General features: G+C 60.0%; 16 protein-coding genes. 6 read left to right on the forward strand and 10 right to left on the reverse strand.

Annotation, left to right across the window (positions count from 1 at the left end; genetic code table 11):
• Nucleotides 1–231 precede the first annotated feature (231 nt).
• Nucleotides 232–714 carry a sn-glycerol-3-phosphate transporter gene (locus tag DK871_RS17315; RefSeq protein ID WP_161905992.1) on the forward strand — a complete coding sequence of 161 codons (483 nt, stop codon included), beginning with the start codon at nucleotides 232–234 and terminating at the stop codon, nucleotides 712–714.
• 59 nt (nucleotides 715–773) lie between these two features.
• On the opposite strand, the gene DK871_RS17320 is transcribed toward DK871_RS17315, so the two are convergent.
• The 6 genes from DK871_RS17320 to DK871_RS17345 form a co-directional block, all read right to left on the reverse strand.
• Complete coding sequence (locus DK871_RS17320) at nucleotides 774–1,742, reverse strand: CDP-6-deoxy-delta-3,4-glucoseen reductase (protein WP_161905994.1); 969 nt, start codon at nucleotides 1,740–1,742, stop codon at nucleotides 774–776.
• Nucleotides 1,742–3,208 (reverse strand): 4-hydroxy-3-polyprenylbenzoate decarboxylase, encoded by a 1,467-nt coding sequence (gene ubiD, locus DK871_RS17325; RefSeq protein WP_003195329.1) that lies wholly within the window; start codon nucleotides 3,206–3,208, stop codon nucleotides 1,742–1,744. The genes DK871_RS17320 and ubiD overlap by 1 nt, the downstream gene beginning before the upstream one ends.
• A 59-nt stretch (nucleotides 3,209–3,267) precedes the next feature.
• Nucleotides 3,268–5,250, reverse strand: a complete 1,983-nt coding sequence (locus DK871_RS17330) for an acyltransferase family protein (RefSeq protein ID WP_161905996.1) — start codon at nucleotides 5,248–5,250, stop codon at nucleotides 3,268–3,270.
• A gap of 157 nt (nucleotides 5,251–5,407) precedes the next feature.
• Nucleotides 5,408–6,667 (reverse strand): transcription termination factor Rho, encoded by a 1,260-nt coding sequence (rho, locus tag DK871_RS17335; RefSeq protein ID WP_003176825.1) that lies wholly within the window; start codon nucleotides 6,665–6,667, stop codon nucleotides 5,408–5,410.
• 234 nt (nucleotides 6,668–6,901) lie between these two features.
• A complete protein-coding gene (gene trxA / locus DK871_RS17340) occupies nucleotides 6,902–7,231 on the reverse strand; it encodes a thioredoxin TrxA (protein ID WP_034129019.1) in 330 nt (109 codons plus the stop codon).
• Between the two features lie 121 nt (nucleotides 7,232–7,352).
• The gene (locus tag DK871_RS17345) at nucleotides 7,353–8,048 is read right to left on the reverse strand and encodes a FadR/GntR family transcriptional regulator (RefSeq protein WP_034134033.1); all 696 of its coding nucleotides are present in this window, start codon (nucleotides 8,046–8,048) and stop codon (nucleotides 7,353–7,355) included.
• 254 nt (nucleotides 8,049–8,302) lie between these two features.
• Here DK871_RS17345 and DK871_RS17350 point away from each other — a divergent pair, with 254 nt between their 5' ends.
• From DK871_RS17350 to DK871_RS17365, 4 genes are read left to right on the forward strand one after another with little or no spacing between them, the layout of a single operon-like run.
• Nucleotides 8,303–9,088 carry a transporter substrate-binding domain-containing protein gene (locus DK871_RS17350; RefSeq protein ID WP_122365591.1) on the forward strand — a complete coding sequence of 262 codons (786 nt, stop codon included), beginning with the start codon at nucleotides 8,303–8,305 and terminating at the stop codon, nucleotides 9,086–9,088.
• A 14-nt stretch (nucleotides 9,089–9,102) separates the two neighbouring features.
• On the forward strand, nucleotides 9,103–9,771 hold the full coding sequence (locus DK871_RS17355; RefSeq protein ID WP_161905998.1) for an amino acid ABC transporter permease: 669 nt from the start codon (nucleotides 9,103–9,105) through the stop codon (nucleotides 9,769–9,771).
• The gene (locus DK871_RS17360; RefSeq protein ID WP_032894590.1) at nucleotides 9,768–10,418 is read left to right on the forward strand and encodes an amino acid ABC transporter permease; all 651 of its coding nucleotides are present in this window, start codon (nucleotides 9,768–9,770) and stop codon (nucleotides 10,416–10,418) included. The genes DK871_RS17355 and DK871_RS17360 overlap by 4 nt, the downstream gene beginning before the upstream one ends.
• Nucleotides 10,405–11,142 carry an amino acid ABC transporter ATP-binding protein gene (locus tag DK871_RS17365; RefSeq protein ID WP_161905999.1) on the forward strand — a complete coding sequence of 246 codons (738 nt, stop codon included), beginning with the start codon at nucleotides 10,405–10,407 and terminating at the stop codon, nucleotides 11,140–11,142. The genes DK871_RS17360 and DK871_RS17365 overlap by 14 nt, the downstream gene beginning before the upstream one ends.
• On the opposite strand, the gene DK871_RS17370 is transcribed toward DK871_RS17365, so the two are convergent.
• The 4 genes from DK871_RS17370 to DK871_RS17385 all read right to left on the reverse strand — a co-directional run bounded on the left by DK871_RS17370 (nucleotide 11,114) and on the right by DK871_RS17385 (nucleotide 15,617).
• Nucleotides 11,114–11,623: a hypothetical protein gene (locus DK871_RS17370; RefSeq protein WP_161906000.1), complete on the reverse strand. Its 510-nt coding sequence runs from the start codon at nucleotides 11,621–11,623 to the stop codon at nucleotides 11,114–11,116. The genes DK871_RS17365 and DK871_RS17370 overlap by 29 nt on opposite strands.
• Before the next feature lie 31 nt (nucleotides 11,624–11,654).
• Nucleotides 11,655–14,156 carry a fimbria/pilus outer membrane usher protein gene (locus DK871_RS17375; RefSeq protein ID WP_375139743.1) on the reverse strand — a complete coding sequence of 834 codons (2,502 nt, stop codon included), beginning with the start codon at nucleotides 14,154–14,156 and terminating at the stop codon, nucleotides 11,655–11,657.
• Nucleotides 14,157–14,163: 7 nt separating this feature from the next.
• On the reverse strand, nucleotides 14,164–14,835 hold the full coding sequence (locus tag DK871_RS17380) for a fimbria/pilus chaperone family protein (RefSeq protein WP_161906002.1): 672 nt from the start codon (nucleotides 14,833–14,835) through the stop codon (nucleotides 14,164–14,166).
• A 134-nt stretch (nucleotides 14,836–14,969) separates the two neighbouring features.
• Nucleotides 14,970–15,617, reverse strand: coding sequence for a DUF1120 domain-containing protein (locus DK871_RS17385; RefSeq protein WP_161906004.1), 648 nt, complete (start codon nucleotides 15,615–15,617; stop codon nucleotides 14,970–14,972).
• A 479-nt stretch (nucleotides 15,618–16,096) separates the two neighbouring features.
• Here DK871_RS17385 and ppx point away from each other — a divergent pair, with 479 nt between their 5' ends.
• Complete coding sequence (gene ppx / locus DK871_RS17390) at nucleotides 16,097–17,599, forward strand: exopolyphosphatase (RefSeq protein WP_003195352.1); 1,503 nt, start codon at nucleotides 16,097–16,099, stop codon at nucleotides 17,597–17,599.
• Nucleotides 17,600–17,674 lie beyond the last annotated feature (75 nt).

A 17,674-nucleotide genomic window follows, 5' to 3' on the forward strand; every position in this document is an offset into this window, starting at 1 on the left:
CCTGTGTGTTACCCGTTGTAAGCGACTTTACCGTAATAAAACCCAGCGCTGTAACCGTACGGCGAAAAAGTACCACTGGGCATAATCAACGCCCACCACTCGTCAGGATCTGCACGGTTAATCCCGCTACTGTCAGCCCCGGTTCAGCCTGGGCGGGTGCCAAGCCGTCAAAATAGCGCGCACACAACGACCCACTTAGCCGTTCATCACATCGACTACCGAGGTCGCCCCATGAAAAAATTTCGATTGCCTGGGCTGTTGTTCCTGGCCCAAGCCACCACCGCGCTGGCGAGCGAAACCCCACCCGCCAACGACGACAAAGGCTTCTGGTACGCCCAGACCAGCGTCTACACCCGGCACTTCGCGCCAGACCCAGAGCACAACAACAAGCAGGACTTGATCGGCCTGGAACGCAACGAGGCATCGGGCCTGCTGTACGGTGGGGTGACTTTTCGCAACTCGTTCCGCCAGCGCTCGTACTACGCCTATGTGGGCAAGCGCTATGACCTGGCCGACTATCCGGTGTATGCAAAATTGACCGGGGGATTGCTTCAGGGCTATCGCGGCGAGTACCGCGACAAGATCCCGTTGAACCGATTCGGTGTGGCGCCGGTGATCATTCCATCGGTGGGCACGCATTACGGGCCGGTGGCGGCTGAGCTGGTATTGCTCGGGTTCAACGCGGCCATGGTGACGACTGGCGTGCGCTTCTGACAAAGCACGGTCCCGGGTGGGAGCTGGCTTGCCTGCTCCCACATTATCAGCGCAAGGCTTCAGGGCCTTGGGGCGTAGGCGAAGACGTCGGCGCGCATCCGGTGCGCATCCATGCCGGCGTTGACCAGTGCGTCCAGGGTGCCGTAGATCATCGCCGGTGAACCGCTGGCGTAGACGTGCACGCTATTGAGGTCGGCAATGTCTTCGCACACCGCCTCATGCAGCAAACCACAGCGCCCTTCCCAACCACACAGGTCGCTGACCACTTTGTGCAGGAACAGGTTGGGTAAATGCAGCCATTGGTCCCAATGCTCGATTTCGTAGAAATCTTCCGGCAGGCGCACGCCCCAATACAGATGCACCGGGTGCTTGAAGCCTGAAGCGCGGCAATGCTCGATCAGGCTGTGCATTTGCGCCATGCCGGTACCGGCGGCCATCAGTACCAGTGGCCCATCCGGCAGTTCGGCCAGGTGAGTGTCACCAAACGGCAGCTCGACGCGCGCCATCTGGTTACGCTGCAACTGCTCGATGAGGCTGCGCGCACTGACTTCCCGTGCCAGTACATGCAACTCCAACTCACGCCCGGCATGGGGCGCCGAGGCCAGGGAGAACGCCGATTTCTCGCCGCTGTCCCGCTCGATCATCAGGTATTGCCCGGCGTGGTAACGCACCGCCTTGCCTGCCGGGGCGCGCAGGCGCACACGCCACACATCGCCACCCACTTGCACACATTCGATCAATTGGCACGACAATTGGCGCAACGGCAACTCTCCCGGCGCCAGAACGCCATCCCACAACACCACGCAGTCCTCCAGCGGCTCGGCGATACAGGTGTAGAACTCACCCTGATCGCGCTCCTCCCCGGCCTGCCTTACGCGGCCTTCAACCAACAACGCCGCGCAGACATGGCACACGCCATTACGGCAGGCTTGGGGGCACTCATAGCCCAGGCGGCGTGCGCCCTCGAGGATTCGCTCGCCAGGGGCCAGTTCCAGCACAGCACCGGAAGGTTGCAGGGTTACACGCATCAATCTATTCCCAATTCTTTCCAGATCGCATCGACCCGCGCCGTGACGGCTTCATCCTTGACGATCACCCGGCCCCACTCACGCGTGGTTTCGCCCGGCCATTTATGCGTGGCATCCAGGCCCATCTTTGAGCCCAGCCCCGATACCGGCGACGCGAAGTCGAGGTAGTCAATGGGCGTGTTGTCGATCATCACCGTGTCGCGCTTGGGGTCCATGCGCGTGGTGATGGCCCAGATCACGTCGTTCCAGTCCCGGGCATTGATGTCGTCGTCGGTGACAATAACGAACTTGGTGTACATGAACTGTCGCAAAAACGACCACACACCGAGCATTACCCGCTTGGCATGCCCCGGATACGACTTTTTCATGGTCACGATGGCCATGCGGTACGAACAGCCCTCGGGCGGCAGGTAGAAGTCGGTGATTTCCGGGAATTGCTTTTGCAGGATCGGCACGAACACTTCGTTGAGCGCCACACCGAGGATGGCCGGTTCATCGGGCGGACGGCCCGTGTAGGTGCTGTGGTAGATCGGCTTGACCCGATGGGTGATGCGCTCGACGGTGAACACCGGGAAGCTGTCGACTTCGTTGTAATAGCCGGTGTGGTCGCCGTAGGGGCCTTCATCGGCCATCTCGCCTGGATGAATCACGCCTTCGAGGATGATTTCAGCGGTGGCCGGCACTTGCAGGTCGTTGCCACGGCACTTCACCAGCTCGGTGCGGTTGCCACGCAATAACCCGGCGAAGGCGTATTCGGACAGGCTGTCGGGCACCGGGGTCACGGCGCCGAGGATGGTCGCTGGGTCGGCGCCCAGGGCCACGGAGACCGGGAACGGCTTGCCGGGATGCTTCTCGCACCATTCACGGAAGTCGAGGGCGCCGCCACGGTGGCTCAGCCAGCGCATGATCACTTTATTACGACCAATGACTTGCTGACGGTAGATACCGAGGTTCTGGCGGTCCTTGTTCGGGCCTTTGGTGACGGTCAGGCCCCAGGTGATCAGCGGGCCGACGTCGCCGGGCCAGCAGGTTTGCACCGGGAGCATGGCCAGGTCGACATCATCGCCTTCAATAACCACTTCCTGGCACACCGCGTCCTTGACCACCTTGGGGGCCATGGCGATGATTTTGCGGAAGATCGGCAGCTTGGACCAAGCGTCCTTCAAGCCCTTGGGCGGCTCGGGCTCCTTGAGAAAGGCCAGCAGCTTACCGATCTCGCGCAGTTCGCTGACAGACTCGGCGCCCATGCCAAAGGCCACGCGCTCGGGAGTGCCGAACAGGTTGCCCAGCACCGGAATATCAAAGCCGGTCGGGTTTTCGAACAACAGCGCCGGGCCCTTGTTGCGCAAGGTACGGTCGCAAATCTCAGTCATTTCCAGCACCGGAGAAATCGGCATCTGGATACGTTTCAACTCTCCGCGCTGCTCAAGTTGCTGCACGAAATCCCGAAGATCCTTGAATTTCATTAACCATGCCACCCGTAAAATAGGCGTACATCCTACCTGCTCTGAGGGCGGCTGGCAGCTTAATTGGCCGTCAATCCGCGTGATTGCAAGGAACTGAACAACGGCTCCAGGAAGGCTTCGATGTGTCGCGCCCCAACGTCCGAAAGGTGATTATCGTCGGTATACAGCGCGCGGCCATTGAGTTCGACGCGGCACAACCCATCGGAGCCGCACAGTAATGGCGCAGGGTCCAGCACCGCGACACCGCTGTCGGCCGCCGCCAATTCGTCAAACAATTGCGTGATAAACGCCTGACGCTTCACATGCTCGGCCACGGCGAGCCCTTCACCGTCCACGGAGCGGTTCATCATGGCCAGGCGGCTGAGACGGTAAGGCACGATGATTTCCTGCAGCGGCACTTCTTTGACCAGCCAGACCTTGTGCCCGGCAGCGCGCAAGCCCTGGACGCGCTCGCGCAGGCCTTGGGCAAAGCGTTGTTCGGCGACGGCACGCACGTACTGGCCGGTGCCAGGGTCCTTGAGCGCATGTTCTTTGTCACCCGACATCTGCCCATACACATACAGGCTCCAGCGAGCGGCCAACACCACATCGCTGAAAGTCTGCTCGGCCATGGCCTTCTCGACGCGCCGGTTGAAATGCGCGCAGCGGGCAATATTCTCCAGGCCATCGAGGGGAATACAGCCGGCAAAGCTGGCTTCGACCAGGCTGATATCGTGGCGATCAGCGCCGTCTTTGAGCGCCGGTATCAGCGCGGTGGCGTGACTGTCGCCCCATACCAACGCTGAAACCGATTGGCCTTTGGGGCCGAAATGGCAGAACAAGCGTTCATCGGGGGTATCTTTGTCGGCCATGCACGCCAACAAGTCCGGGCTCCACTTCTTGGCCTGGGCAAAACGCAACGCCTGTTCGGACAAGCGCGAAGGCACGCCGTCAGCTTCGCGTATCGCAAGGCCAGTGAAGCCCAGCCCCAGAATGCCGACCACGGCTGAAGCCAGAATCGCCTTACGCGAAGCCAGCAAACGTTTTTCCCGGAACGGCGTTTCCACGAAGCGCCAGGACAGATAGCCCAGCACCAGTGAAAGCAGCATCAGCCCCGCCAGTTCTAGCGCGCTCAAGCCATCCACCGCGGCGTAGTTGGCGTACACGAATACGGGCCAATGCCACAGATACCAGGAATAAGAGATCAGCCCGATGCCCACCATGATCCGCGTGCCCAACAGGCGAGCGACCCAGGTCGATTGCTGGCCGTTGGCCCAGATCAACCCGACCACCCCCAGCACGGGCAACAACGCGGTCGCACCTGGGAACGGGGTTTTAGCGTCGTAGCCCAGCACAGCGATGAGGATCAATGCCAGCGAAGCCAGGCTAACCCCTTGAGCTAAGGCCGGCGAGGCGCGCCATTCACGCTTGGGCTGCACCGCCAGCATCGCACCGGCCAGTAGTTCCCAGGCCCGCAGGTGCAACAGGAAGAAAGCTTTCTGCGGCTCATGCTGAACCGCCCAGACGCTCATGCCAAACGACACCAGCAGCACCGCGAACAATGCCAGGCGCCAGTGCTTCAAGCGACTGGAAAGCAAGGTCAGCAGTAACGGAAAGAAAATATAGAACTGCTCTTCTACTGCGAGCGACCAGGTATGCAGCAAGGGCTTGATGTCGGATGAGGCATCAAAGTAGCCGTGCTGGCGTGAAAACAGCAGGTTTGAGGTAAAGGTCACCTGATAGTGCGCAGACCGCCCCAACTCTTCATAGTCCTTGGGCGCCAACAGAAACCAACCCACTGCCAGCGTCGCCGCGATCATCACAAACAGGGCCGGCAAGATACGCCGGGCGCGGCGGGCCCAGAAGTCGATGAAGCTGAAGCGGCCGGCCTGACGCTCACGCCAAATAATTGACGTAATCAGAAAGCCGGAAATGACGAAAAACACGTCAACGCCAACAAAACCGCCAGTAATGCCTGGTACACCAAAGTGAAACAACACGACTGCAAGGACAGCGATGGCACGCAGGCCGTCGATGTCTCTGCGGTAAGCAAGAGTGGTCATATGAATGTGGTCAGTCTGTGACGAAAGGAATGAGCGTAGTCACGCGTCAATTTTTGTTACTTAACTGATACTTATGCCATAAAAACCACACAAACTCGACGCAAAAAAAATGGCGCCCCCTGGGGGGCGCCATTTTTTTGGACCACAAACGCAGTATTTACTTACGTTTCATCGACAGGAAGAACTCGTCGTTGGTCTTGGTGGTTTTCAGCTTGTCGATCAGGAACTCGATGGCAGCGACTTCGTCCATCGGGTGCAGCAGTTTGCGCAGGATCCACATACGCTGCAGTTCGTCGTCTGCGGTCAGCAACTCTTCGCGGCGGGTGCCGGAGCGGTTGATGTTGATCGCAGGGAACACACGCTTTTCAGCGATGCGACGGTCCAAAGGCAGTTCCATGTTGCCGGTACCCTTGAACTCTTCGTAGATCACTTCGTCCATCTTCGAGCCGGTTTCAACCAGCGCGGTGGCGATAATGGTCAGCGAGCCGCCTTCTTCGATGTTGCGCGCAGCGCCGAAGAAACGCTTCGGTTTCTCCAGGGCGTGGGCATCGACACCACCGGTCAGCACCTTGCCGGAGCTCGGGATCACGGTGTTGTAGGCACGGGCCAGACGGGTGATGGAGTCGAGCAGGATCACCACGTCTTTCTTGTGTTCGACCAGGCGCTTGGCCTTTTCGATCACCATTTCGGCAACCTGCACGTGACGGGTTGGCGGCTCATCGAACGTCGAGGCAACCACTTCGCCGCGCACGGTGCGCTGCATTTCGGTCACTTCTTCCGGACGTTCATCGATCAACAGCACGATCAGATGAACTTCAGGGTTGTTACGCGCAATGTTCGCTGCAATGTTCTGCAGCATGATGGTCTTACCGGCTTTCGGCGGTGCGACGATCAGGCCACGCTGGCCTTTGCCGATTGGAGCGCAGAGGTCGATCACACGGCCGGTCAAGTCTTCGGTGGAGCCGTTACCGGCTTCCATCTTCATGCGCACGGTCGGGAACAGCGGAGTCAGGTTCTCGAAGAGAATCTTGTTTTTCGCGTTCTCGGGGCGATCGAAGTTGATCGTGTCGACCTTGAGCAGGGCGAAGTAACGCTCGCCTTCCTTCGGAGGACGGATCTTGCCAACGATGGTGTCACCGGTGCGCAAGTTGAAGCGACGGATCTGGCTCGGCGAGACGTAGATATCGTCTGGGCCGGCGAGATAGGACGCGTCTGCAGAGCGGAGGAAGCCGAAGCCGTCCTGGAGAATCTCCAGCACGCCATCACCGGAGATTTCCTCGCCGCTTTTCGCGTGCTTCTTGAGCAGGGAGAAAATCACGTCCTGCTTGCGCGAACGGGCCATATTTTCTATGCCCATTTCTTCGGCCAGTTGGAGCAGGTCGGTAATCGGCTTTTGCTTGAGTTCAGTCAGATTCATATAGGAATGACGTAATCATTTATGGAGGGGGGAAATTAAGCTTTTGGCTTAATGAGGCCGCGCCGCAGAGAAGGCGACAGGATCGCGTACTAATCGAAAAGGAATGCGTCGGCGACGGCTTGCAGGGGGCAGTGGAGAAACCACTGCGGGGCCGAATGTACCACCTGGATTTCGGAGCGTCTAGCCCTGCTTTACGAAAAAGCCCCGCAATTTGCGGGGCTTTTTTGACGACGCTTAGATGTTCGCGTCGAGGAAAGCTTGCAGCTGGGACTTCGACAGCGCGCCCACTTTAGTCGCTTCAACATTGCCGTTCTTGAACAGCATCAGCGTAGGAATACCACGTACGCCATGCTTGGCCGGAGTTTCCTGGTTGTCGTCGATGTTCAGCTTGGCAACGGTCAGCTTGCCTTCGTAGGTGGTTGCAATGTCGTCCAGGACCGGAGCGATCATTTTGCAAGGGCCGCACCATTCAGCCCAGTAGTCAACCAGCACCGGGCCGGCAGCCTTGAGTACTTCGGCCTCAAAGGTCGCGTCGGTGACGTGCTTGATAAGATCGTTGCTCATGGATGTCTCCGGATTGTAAGCAAAAAAAACGTTGCCCATCATAGCCGCCCTTCCCCTGTTCAGGAAGCCGCGTCTGATTGAGTCTTGCTATGAAGTTGAATGAGTGTGGGTATGACCCTACTCATGGCGTAGCGGGCGTCACGAACGCAATGCCCGTGCGCAACGCTGCATTACGTATATGTTCCTGCATGGTTTTCTGCGCCGCCGTACTGCTGCGACGGGCCAGGGCGCGCAGGATTCGGCGATGTTCCTGCCAGGTTTCCATGGCCCGTTCCGGCCGGATGAACGGTAGCTTCTGACTTTCCAAAAATACCTCGGCACTGGCACTGAGGATGCTCACCATGGCCTGGTTACCGCTGGCCAGCAAAATGCGCTGGTGAAACTCGAAGTCCAGGCGGGCAGCCGCTTCGAAATCGCCCGCCTTGAGCACTTTACGCATGGCTTGAACATTGTCTTGCAGGCTGTCCAGTGCATCGAGGGTTAGTGTCACCGCTGCCAAGCCCGCCGCAAACCCCTCCAAGGCGTAGCGCAACTGGAAGATATCCGGCGGCGTGGCCTGCGCCGCAAAGGGCCAGGCGAACCCCGGCGCCTCTTGCACATCCTGCACGAACACGCCCTTGCCCGGCTGCACGCTGACCACGCCCAAAGCGCTGAGGGACGACAGCGCCTCGCGCAACGACGCCCGGCTCACCCCCAATTGCAGCGCCAGGTCGCGCTGGGACGGCAACGCGTCGCCCGGCCCGAAGCCTTGCTCCTTGATCAGTTTGCGGATGGCCTGCAAGGCCGCTTCCGGTACGGCTTGGGCAATGGAATTCATAAAAAGCTCTGGGTTTCGATAGCGGTGTGCCCCGTTGTAAAACTATTCAGGGCCGGCTGCAAGCCACGCCCCAAAGGGGCTCGCCGCTTTTTGCCGACGCTCGAAAAGGGTGCGCAAAACCTGACCACTGTTCAGACCAGTAAGACCTGTGCAACTCAACAAACATCAGCCTTGCAGACGATCCGAACGGTGCTGGCATGGGCTGTGCACTGGGCAAACTCAGAAAATTCCTTCGCCATTTTCGGAGAGTTGCCATGACCAAGCGCTACAGCGCCCTGCTCACTGCCCTGTTTGCCAGCCTGATGCTGAGCCAGGCACCCGCCCAGGCGAACGGTCTGGATGACATCGTCGCCCGTGGCACCCTGAAGGTTGCCGTCCCCCAGGACTTCCCACCCTTTGGTTCGGTCGGCCCTGACATGCAACCCCGTGGCCTGGACATCGACACCGCCAAGCTGCTGGCCGACCAACTCAAGGTCAAGCTGGAACTAACGCCGGTAAACAGCACCAACCGCATCCCGTTCCTCACCACTGGCAAGGTCGACCTGGTGATTTCCAGCCTGGGCAAGAACCCCGAGCGCGCAAAGGTGATCGACTTCTCCAACGCCTACGCACCGTTCTACCTTGCCGTGTTTGGGCCGCCTGATGCCGCCATCGCCAGCCTCGACGACCTCAAGGGCAAGACCATCAGCGTGACCCGTGGCGCCATCGAGGATATCGAGCTGACAGCGGTAGCGCCCAAGGAAGCCACGATCAAGCGCTTTGAAGACAACAACTCCACCATCGCTGCCTACCTGGCCGGCCAGGTGGACCTGATCGCCAGCGGCAACGTGGTCATGGTGGCCATCAGCGAACGCAACCCCAAACGCGTACCGGCACTGAAGGTGAAACTCAAGGACTCGCCGGTGTACGTGGGCGTGAACAAGAACGAGCCGGCGCTGCTGGAAAAGGTCAACCAGATCCTGGTGGCAGCCAAGGCTGACGGCAGCCTGGGAAAAAACGCGATGCAGTGGCTCAAAGAACCGCTGCCTGCCGACCTCTGACGCGGAGCTCAAAGATGGCCTATCAATTCGACTTTGTGCCGGTGCTGGCCAATACCGACCTGCTCCTGCGCGGCGCGCTGTTCACCCTTGAGCTGACGGCCATTGGCGCCATCCTCGGCGTGGCCGTGGGCACTGTCGGCGCGGTGGTACGGGCGTGGAAGATCCAGCCGTTTGCGTGGTTCTTTGGGGTGTATGTCGAGTTGATCCGCAACACGCCGTTCCTGGTGCAACTGTTCTTTATCTTCTTCGGCCTGCCGTCCCTGGGGTTGAAAATCACCGAGTGGCAAGCCGCCGTGCTGGCGATGGTGATCAACCTGGGGGCGTACTCTACCGAGATCATTCGTGCGGGCATCCAGGCCATCCCACGGGGGCAACTGGAGGCGGCGGCGGCGCTGGCAATGACGCGCTTGGAAGCGTTCCGCCATGTGGTGCTGCTACCGGCCCTGGGCAAGGTGTGGCCGGCCCTGAGCAGCCAGATCATCATCGTGATGCTCGGTTCGGCGGTGTGTTCGCAGATCGCCACGGAAGAGCTGAGCTTTGCCGCCAACTTTATCCAGTCGCGTAATTTCCGCGCCTTTGAAACCTATGCCCTGACCACCCTGGTGTACCTGTGCATGGCGTTGATGATTCGTCAATTGCTCAACTGGATCGGCCGACGGTTTGTCATGAGGAACAGCCGATGAGTGATTTTTCGTTCTGGGACATCGTGCGCAACCTGCTTACCGGCCTGCAATGGACGCTGTTGCTGTCATTGGTGGCGTTTGTCGGAGGCGGCCTGATCGGCTTACTGGTGATGACCCTGCGCATCAGCCGCAAAGCGTTCCCACGCAATATGGCCCGCACCTATATCGAACTGTTCCAGGGCACGCCGCTGCTGATGCAGCTGTTCCTGGTGTTTTTCGGCGTTGCCCTGCTTGGCGTGGACATATCGCCCTGGCTTGCAGCGGCGATTGCCTTGACACTGTTTACCAGCGCCTACCTGGCTGAAATATGGCGCGGCTGCGTCGACTCCATTGCCCACGGCCAATGGGAAGCCTCGGCCAGCCTGGCCCTCAACCCGCTTGAACAACTGCGCTATGTGATCTTGCCTCAGGCGTTGCGTATTGCTGTCGCGCCGACGGTGGGCTTTTCGGTGCAGGTGGTCAAAGGCACCGCCGTGACCTCAATCATCGGCTTCACCGAACTGACCAAGACAGGCGGCATGCTCGCCAACGCCACCTTTGAGCCCTTCATGGTCTATGGCTTGGTGGCCCTCGGTTACTTTTTGCTCTGTTATCCCTTGTCCCTCAGTGCGCGCTACCTGGAAAGGAGACTGCATGCCTCTGCTTAGAATTTCTGCCCTGCATAAGTATTACGGCGATCACCACGTGCTCAAGGGCATCGACCTGACGGTGGACGAAGGCCAGGTGGTGGCGATCATCGGCCGCAGCGGCTCGGGCAAGTCCACCTTGCTGCGCACCCTCAATGGCCTGGAGTCGATCAACGACGGCGTCATCGAAGTCGATGGCGAATACCTTGACGCCGCCCGCGCCGACCTGCGCAGCCTGCGGCAGAAGGTCGGCATGGTCTTCCAGCAATTCAACCTGTTCCCGCACCTGACCGTGGGCGAGAACGTGATGCTGGCGCCGCAAGTGGTGCAGAAAGTGCCCAAAGCCAAGGCTGCCCAGCTGGCCAGGCAGATGCTGGACCGGGTCGGGCTGGGCGAAAAGTTCGACGCCTTTCCCGATCGCCTGTCCGGCGGCCAGCAACAGCGCGTCGCCATTGCCCGCGCCCTGGCCATGTCGCCCAAGGTGTTGCTGTGCGATGAAATCACCTCGGCCCTGGACCCCGAACTGGTCAATGAAGTGCTGAGCGTGGTGCGCCAACTGGCCCAGGACGGCATGACGCTGATCATGGTGACTCACGAAATGCGTTTTGCCCGTGAGGTCGGCGACAAGCTGGTGTTCATGCACCAGGGTAAGGTGCATGAAACCGGTGACCCGAAGGTGTTGTTCGCCAACCCGCAAACAGTCGAGCTCGCCAACTTCATTGGCTCGGTGGAACAGCCTGGCTGATCAGTTCGAAACTGCCCAGCCCTTCAAGGTGGGCCTCCCCGCGTACCATCAACGCGTCGAAGGGCAGTTCGGTGTCGAGATCGACCTGGGCGGTGAGTTGGCGCCCTGCCACCGGCACACCTGCGGCGCGCGCGACCAAGGCCTGGCCGGGTAATAACTGGCCTCTGGCCGACTCGTCAGGCGCTTGAGCAGACACCCAGCCGACAGCTCGCCCGTCGACCTGGGCATGCTTGAGACGCAAGCGAAAACGCCCCTCACGACCAAACCGAAACCCTTGCCCATCGGCAGGCGCTGCGACAAAACGCAGGGCCATTACCGCCGGCTCAACGCAGAGCACAGTCAGGTTGAACGTGCGAGTGCCCAGCACCACAGCGGCGTTTTCGACCACTGCGTCCCGGCGTATTGCGCCATAGTCGATGCGCGGCGAGCTCAGCGATAGCCGACAATTTTCAGCTTGCGCATCAAGCGTTGCCAGCAGCATGCATGAGAGCGCCAAGGGCAGGCTGGTACGCTTAACCACCCTGGCACACCGCCGATACCGCGTCATAGAATTTGTCATTGTCAGGCTTGGCCTCGGGGTCGATGTGCAACAGGCAAGTGGGAGAGTCCGGCAATGAAACCCTCAGGTTTTGCGACTCGGAGACGTCGTTGAGAAAAATCATGCCCTCGCCCACCACGCTGGTGAGGAAGCGGTTGCCCTTGCCGAACACCGAGGCGCCCTGAGGCAATGGCCGGCCGTGCTGATCGTTGGCGGTCACCAGCATCCGGCGCACTTTCACCACGTCAAAATCCACGTGATTGAACGAGCCTCGGCCCGCCGCAAGGACCTGGGTGCCGTTTTTCAGGTCCACACGCTTGGGCAAGGAAGGGGTCTGCACCTGGACGCGGCTGTTGGTGTAGGCCGGCAAGCCGGCGATCACCGCCTGGCCGCTGAAGTCGGTCCATACCGGGCCTTGTGGCGTCTCGACTTTCGCCGAGCCGATATCGCCGACCGAGACGATGCCGAACGTGTCCTGCACGCTGTACGGCGAAAAGGTCAGCCCGCCTTCGTGAGCCACCACGCCCCCCTGCAACTGGCCTGTGTAGCTGCTACCCAACGGGTCGCGGCTGACGCCCAGGCCCACTCGTGTATAGCGTGGCAACACGTCCACTTGCCCACGCAACGATTGCTCCCGGGCTCGCATGTCACGCTCCACCGCCACTTCGTAGTTCACATACTCGTTGACCCGTTCGCTCAGTGCAGTGCCGGCGGTAAATTGCTCCCCACGGCGGCTGGTGTAGCTGCTCACACGGCGATCGCCGCCTAGGGGCACACTGACCTGCAAGCGCAGGGACACGTCGTTATCTACCGTACGATCACGCCGGCTACCGGCATAGTAGGCGTCACGGCGAGCCCGTGAGCCGCCCACTTGGGAGTCAGCGATCAGCGCCACATCGGCCCGGCCAAACGACTTGTTCCATGAGGCAAACACATGCTCGCTGGTTTGCCCGCCAAATTGCGCGCTGCGGGTGTAATTCAAAGAAAATACGCCCAGCGTGGGTTCGGCCCAGCTCACGCCTGCGGTGTACTGGTTTTTGAAGTGCGAATTGAGATCATCGGCTCTGAGCGACTGGCCCACCTGCGTGACTTCGCGATAACCACGCGTCTGGGTGGTGGCGCTGAGGTTGACGTCGATATTGGCCCCGATCGGGCTGCTCAGCGACAGGCTGCTGCGTGAGCCGGACACGGCCTTGTGGCTGTCGCGGGACAGGTTGTGGCGTGCGTTGACAGAAACCCGTTGGAAAAACACGCTGCTCAGGGTCCCCCCTGCCGCCCAATAGTCATCGGTACTCAACAAGCCAAAACCCGCAGACGAATGACTCCCCAGCCCCCAGGTGCCACTGCCCATGGCGATCACCGGGGATGGCCCTTCCTCACCCGCCGTTCTGCGCAGTTCGCCCACCGATAAATAGTAACCCGGCGCCGCCGGGGCAGCCCCCGCGAATGATGCCGCCGGTACCACGAAACTGCGCTTGGCGCCCCGCACATCAATCACGCTGACCTCAAGGTCGCTGGTGGCGTTGAGCAGGGGCAAGCCCGTCAGCCGGAACGGTCCTTCAGGTACCAACGTACTGTGGACCAACACACCGGACTGGCGTATCTCGACGCGAGATTGGCTTTGGGCCAGCCCCTCGACCACTGCGATATTGCCGCCTGTGGGTGTCCTGGACTGCCCATCGGGGGAAAACTGCACGCCAGACAGTTGGATCCCGCCAAACAACGGGCTATTACTGGAGAGCTGGCCTGCCTGGAACGTCGAACGCAACGCGGCGATATCCCGCTGGGCATAAGCGTGCAAGTGTTCGGTACGGGTCTGGCCGTTGTCCGACACATAGAACTGGCGGCTGCGGACAATCCAATCGTCGAGATTGAAACCCGCTTCAGTGTAGGCCGACACGAACCGGCTGGGTCCGCTGCGCGAATGGCTGTCGTAACCCAGCACGTCATAGTTGAACAACGCTGCCGCGCCGCCCTGGGAAAAATCCCCGCTTTCCCACTCGGGTTCGCGCAAGGCCTGGGTGGGCACCACCAGCACCACTTCGTCGGTACCGGGACGCAGGCGCACCATCGTCGCTGGAAATGCGCCGAGAAAGTCATGGCAGGCCTGGTCTGGCCTGGCGCCTGGCTGCAGGATTGCGCCGGGTTTCACCAACCCCGCCTTCTCCAGTAACCCAGGGGTGAAACATAACTCCCCCTGTGGACCAAACCGAGCATCCACCCGCCCAAGCGGGTTGCCATTGACCCGCAACCCCACCACCTGGACACCTTCGCGAAAGCGCGCCGCACTGCGAAAGTAATCGGCAACCTTGGGGTCTATGCCGTGGGTGGTGAGGGCCGCCAGGTCAAACCCTTCACCGAGTTCCAGCGCGGTCGCGATACCAGGCAAACTCCAGAGCGCCGCGAAGCCGATGGACAACTTGGACCGACCGGGCCAGGCAGTACCGGCGATGCCCCGCCTCGAAGGGACCATCATGAACCGATCAACCTTCATTGGTGATGACCGGCGCTCGGTAGTTATCTACCGAAAACCCGTAGACCGTGGCGGGCTGGATCTCTACGTGAGCCACATTGCCTAACGGACCTTCGCCCTTCGCCACCAATGCCTCACCGGGCAAAATGTAAGTGCGCGGCAATGTCGCCAGCGTGCCTTGTGGCAGCAGTTGCACATCCGGCGCCAGGCGCACCACATAGGCGCTGTCGTTGTGGACGCTGAGCCGTTCGCCGACGCGCTTCCACGTCAACAGCTCCCAGGGCGTGTGGTGACGCGGCAGGCCTTGGGGGTGCAGGATCAGCGGTAAATTCTGCCGCAGGGTGATGCCGATGGTCGCACCGCCCGCCGCCCGCGCCTGGGGTATGCCCTCGAACGACACGCGCTTGAGCCGCTGGGTCTTGAGCGGCTGTTTCAGGGTGCTGATAAAACGCACCAGTTGGGTGTCGCCTGCCTCCACACGGGTAACTGGCGGTGTGACAATCAGTAGCGGCTCCAGGTCTTCAGGCACATTCTCAACAACGGAATGCAGCAGCGCCGGCCCCGTATCGGTGTTCTTGATACTAAGAGTAGCTTCGCCGTCCTCTTCATAAAGCACCACCACTGTCGTTTCCGGCAACATACCGTCGGCGGCGACAACAGTACTGAAAAAAAGATGCCACAACAGCGCACAACTTATTAAAAAACCACGCACTCAGTATTCCCCTCACTCATGCCGTTGACGATTGGTAATTACGCGCCCATAGAAAAACAGCCAATAAGAAAGGGTCAGTTTCTTGATCGGCTGCTTTCGGCTATTTAGATGTAGCTCAATACAAGCGTGGCGCGCCCATCAATGGAAATGTCGCGGCTTAAATCCAGATCCTGAGCCTTATTGATCACCGCTTTCACCGCAAGCGTGCCGGTCAATTGGCTGATAGCGGCAGGGGTAATTGCCGCTCCATTACGCCAGGAGTACTGGCTGGGCGACTGGGCCACCTTGCCATCGCTGTTGTACCAGGCCCCAAGGCCTGTGCGCATGATCGGAAACAGCGTCGTGCCGGACGACCTGAGGTCCCTGAGAGTGACCGAATAGCCACCGGTACGCCGGGCGCCCACCATACCCAAGCCATAGTTCTGTGCTTCGGTGAAACCCGCGCCGAGGATGCCCGTCACCTTGCTGCCCGCTTGCAAATCGGTAAACGTGAGCCCGAACCTGGCAGGCGTGGTGCCGCAATTGATCACCAGCGAAGTGGTCCTCTCTTCGCGCGGGTTGAACGCTGTCTGGGACAATTCGCCGGAGCGAATCGTGCCGTAGTCGATGATGCCACTGCCCGCCAGGCTGAGGTTGCAGGCAGCAGGTGTAATAGTGCCCCTGACGACCAACTGCGCACTGGTGGTTGCCTGGGCATTGAGGGTTGCAGCCAGGCACGCCATACCGACGGTTAATCCAATAATTTTTTTCATGCTCGTCCTGTCACGTGAAGTTAACAGGCGTTCTTTATTTTGGTTTTAGCGACTCCGTCGCTCAACGCTTTATCATCCGTAATACAAAACTATAAATAAATAACACCCAGGCAGAATTGCCGACTGACAGTCTGGCGCCTTCGTGCTTGGCAAAAAAATCAGACAACACGGCATTTGCTGTGGTCTCTATTAAATTTGGCAACGACTTTAATCCATCAGCAAAGTAGTCCTGTACCTGAAACCGCATAACCTATAATCCCGATCACTTGTAGGCCATGTCATACACAACTTGCGACGACATACAGTTAAAACGTCTTACAGCATCGGAGTACCTACTCGCTTAACGCTTGCGAAGCGACCCTACATTTCCCAAAGATTTTCCTACAGACACCATCGGGCCCTTTACCGAAGCACAACGCGTTGGCGTCAGCGGTCGATCGTGGCACGATGGCAAGGTTATCGACCGAGATCCCCAAACCATGCCGCAATCCCAAGCCAAGAATCTGTCCTTGATCGCCGCCATCGACCTGGGCTCCAACAGCTTTCATATGGTCGTGGCCAAGGCCCAGAACGGCGAGATCCGCATCCTTGAGCGGCTCGGCGAGAAAGTGCAACTGGCCGCCGGGATCGACGACGAGCGCAAGCTCAATGAAGAATCCATGCAGCGCGGGCTCGATTGCCTCAAGCGTTTCGCTCAGTTGATCAACGGCATGCCCCCTGGCGCGGTGCGGATCGTTGGCACCAACGCCTTGCGCGAAGCGCGCAACCGCAACGAATTCATTCATCGCGCCGAGGAAATCCTCGGGCATCCGGTGGAAGTCATCTCGGGCCGTGAAGAGGCGCGCCTGATCTACCTCGGCGTGTCCCACACCCTGGCCGATACGCCCGGCAAACGCCTGGTGGCCGACATCGGCGGCGGTAGCACCGAGTTCATCATCGGCCAGCGTTTCGAACCACTGCTGCGTGAAAGCCTGCAGATGGGGTGCGTGAGTTTCACGCAGCGTTATTTCAAGGATGGCAAGATCACCCCGGCGCGTTATGCCCAGGCCTACACCGCAGCGCGCCTGGAAATCATGAGCATCGAACATGCCCTGCACCGCCTGACCTGGGATGAAGCCATCGGCTCGTCCGGCACCATCCGTGCCATTGGCCTGGCCTTGAAAGCCGGCGGCCATGGCACCGGCGAGGTGAACGCCGAAGGCCTGGCGTGGCTCAAGCGCAAGCTGTTCAAGCTTGGGGATGCAGAGAAAATCGATTTCGACGGCATCAAGCCCGACCGTCGCGCCATTTTCCCTGCGGGCCTGGCGATTCTCGAAGCCATCTTCGACGCCCTCGAACTGCAACGCATGGACCACTGTGACGGCGCCCTGCGCGAAGGTGTGCTCTACGACCTGCTGGGCCGACACCACCACGAAGACGTGCGCGAGCGCACACTCAGCTCGCTGATGGAGCGTTACCACGTCGACCTGGAACAAGCCGCCCGTGTGGAGCGCAAAGCCCTGCACGCCTTCGACCAGGTGGCCGAGGACTGGGACCTGGAAGACGGCGTCTGGCGCGAGCTATTGGGCTGGGCAGCCAAGGTGCACGAGGTGGGCCTGGACATCGCCCACTACCATTACCACAAGCACGGCGCCTACCTGATCGAACACTCGGACCTGGCCGGTTTCTCACGGGAAGACCAACAGATGCTCGCACTGTTGGTGCGCGGCCATCGTCGCAATATTCCCAAGGACAAGTTTGCCGAATTCGGTAAAGACGGCATCAAGCTGATCCGTCTGTGTGCGCTATTGCGCTTTGCAATCCTGTTCCACCACATCCGTGGCACCCAGGAAATGCCCCAGGTCAAACTGCACGCCGATGGCGACAGCCTGGAAGTGATGTTCCCCAAAGGCTGGCTGGATGAAAACCAACTGACCCAGGCGGACTTTGCCCAAGAAGCGGAATGGCTGACGCGGGTAGGTTTCAGCCTGAACTTGCGCTAAAGCACACTGCAAAAAAATGTGGGAGCGGGCTTGCCCGCGATGACGGAGTGTCAGCCAATGCATCTTTGGCTGACC

This window comes from Pseudomonas sp. L13, assembly GCF_009935965.1.
GTDB classification, from domain to species: Bacteria; Pseudomonadota; Gammaproteobacteria; order Pseudomonadales; family Pseudomonadaceae; genus Aquipseudomonas; species Aquipseudomonas lactis.

Coding starts and splice junctions, on each gene's coding strand:
- DK871_RS17330 (WP_161905996.1), bottom strand. CDS start 5,250: ATGACCACTCTTGCTTACCGCAGAGACATCGACGGCCTGCGTGCCATC.
- DK871_RS17370 (WP_161906000.1), bottom strand. CDS start 11,623: ATGCTGCTGGCAACGCTTGATGCGCAAGCTGAAAATTGTCGGCTATCG.
- DK871_RS17360 (WP_032894590.1), top strand. CDS start 9,768: ATGAGTGATTTTTCGTTCTGGGACATCGTGCGCAACCTGCTTACCGGC.
- DK871_RS17375 (WP_375139743.1), bottom strand. CDS start 14,156: ATGATGGTCCCTTCGAGGCGGGGCATCGCCGGTACTGCCTGGCCCGGT.
- rho (WP_003176825.1), bottom strand. CDS start 6,667: ATGAATCTGACTGAACTCAAGCAAAAGCCGATTACCGACCTGCTCCAA.
- ppx (WP_003195352.1), top strand. CDS start 16,097: ATGCCGCAATCCCAAGCCAAGAATCTGTCCTTGATCGCCGCCATCGAC.
- trxA (WP_034129019.1), bottom strand. CDS start 7,231: ATGAGCAACGATCTTATCAAGCACGTCACCGACGCGACCTTTGAGGCC.
- DK871_RS17345 (WP_034134033.1), bottom strand. CDS start 8,048: ATGAATTCCATTGCCCAAGCCGTACCGGAAGCGGCCTTGCAGGCCATC.
- DK871_RS17315 (WP_161905992.1), top strand. CDS start 232: ATGAAAAAATTTCGATTGCCTGGGCTGTTGTTCCTGGCCCAAGCCACC.
- DK871_RS17355 (WP_161905998.1), top strand. CDS start 9,103: ATGGCCTATCAATTCGACTTTGTGCCGGTGCTGGCCAATACCGACCTG.
- DK871_RS17365 (WP_161905999.1), top strand. CDS start 10,405: ATGCCTCTGCTTAGAATTTCTGCCCTGCATAAGTATTACGGCGATCAC.
- DK871_RS17320 (WP_161905994.1), bottom strand. CDS start 1,742: ATGCGTGTAACCCTGCAACCTTCCGGTGCTGTGCTGGAACTGGCCCCT.
- DK871_RS17385 (WP_161906004.1), bottom strand. CDS start 15,617: ATGAAAAAAATTATTGGATTAACCGTCGGTATGGCGTGCCTGGCTGCA.
- ubiD (WP_003195329.1), bottom strand. CDS start 3,208: ATGAAATTCAAGGATCTTCGGGATTTCGTGCAGCAACTTGAGCAGCGC.
- DK871_RS17350 (WP_122365591.1), top strand. CDS start 8,303: ATGACCAAGCGCTACAGCGCCCTGCTCACTGCCCTGTTTGCCAGCCTG.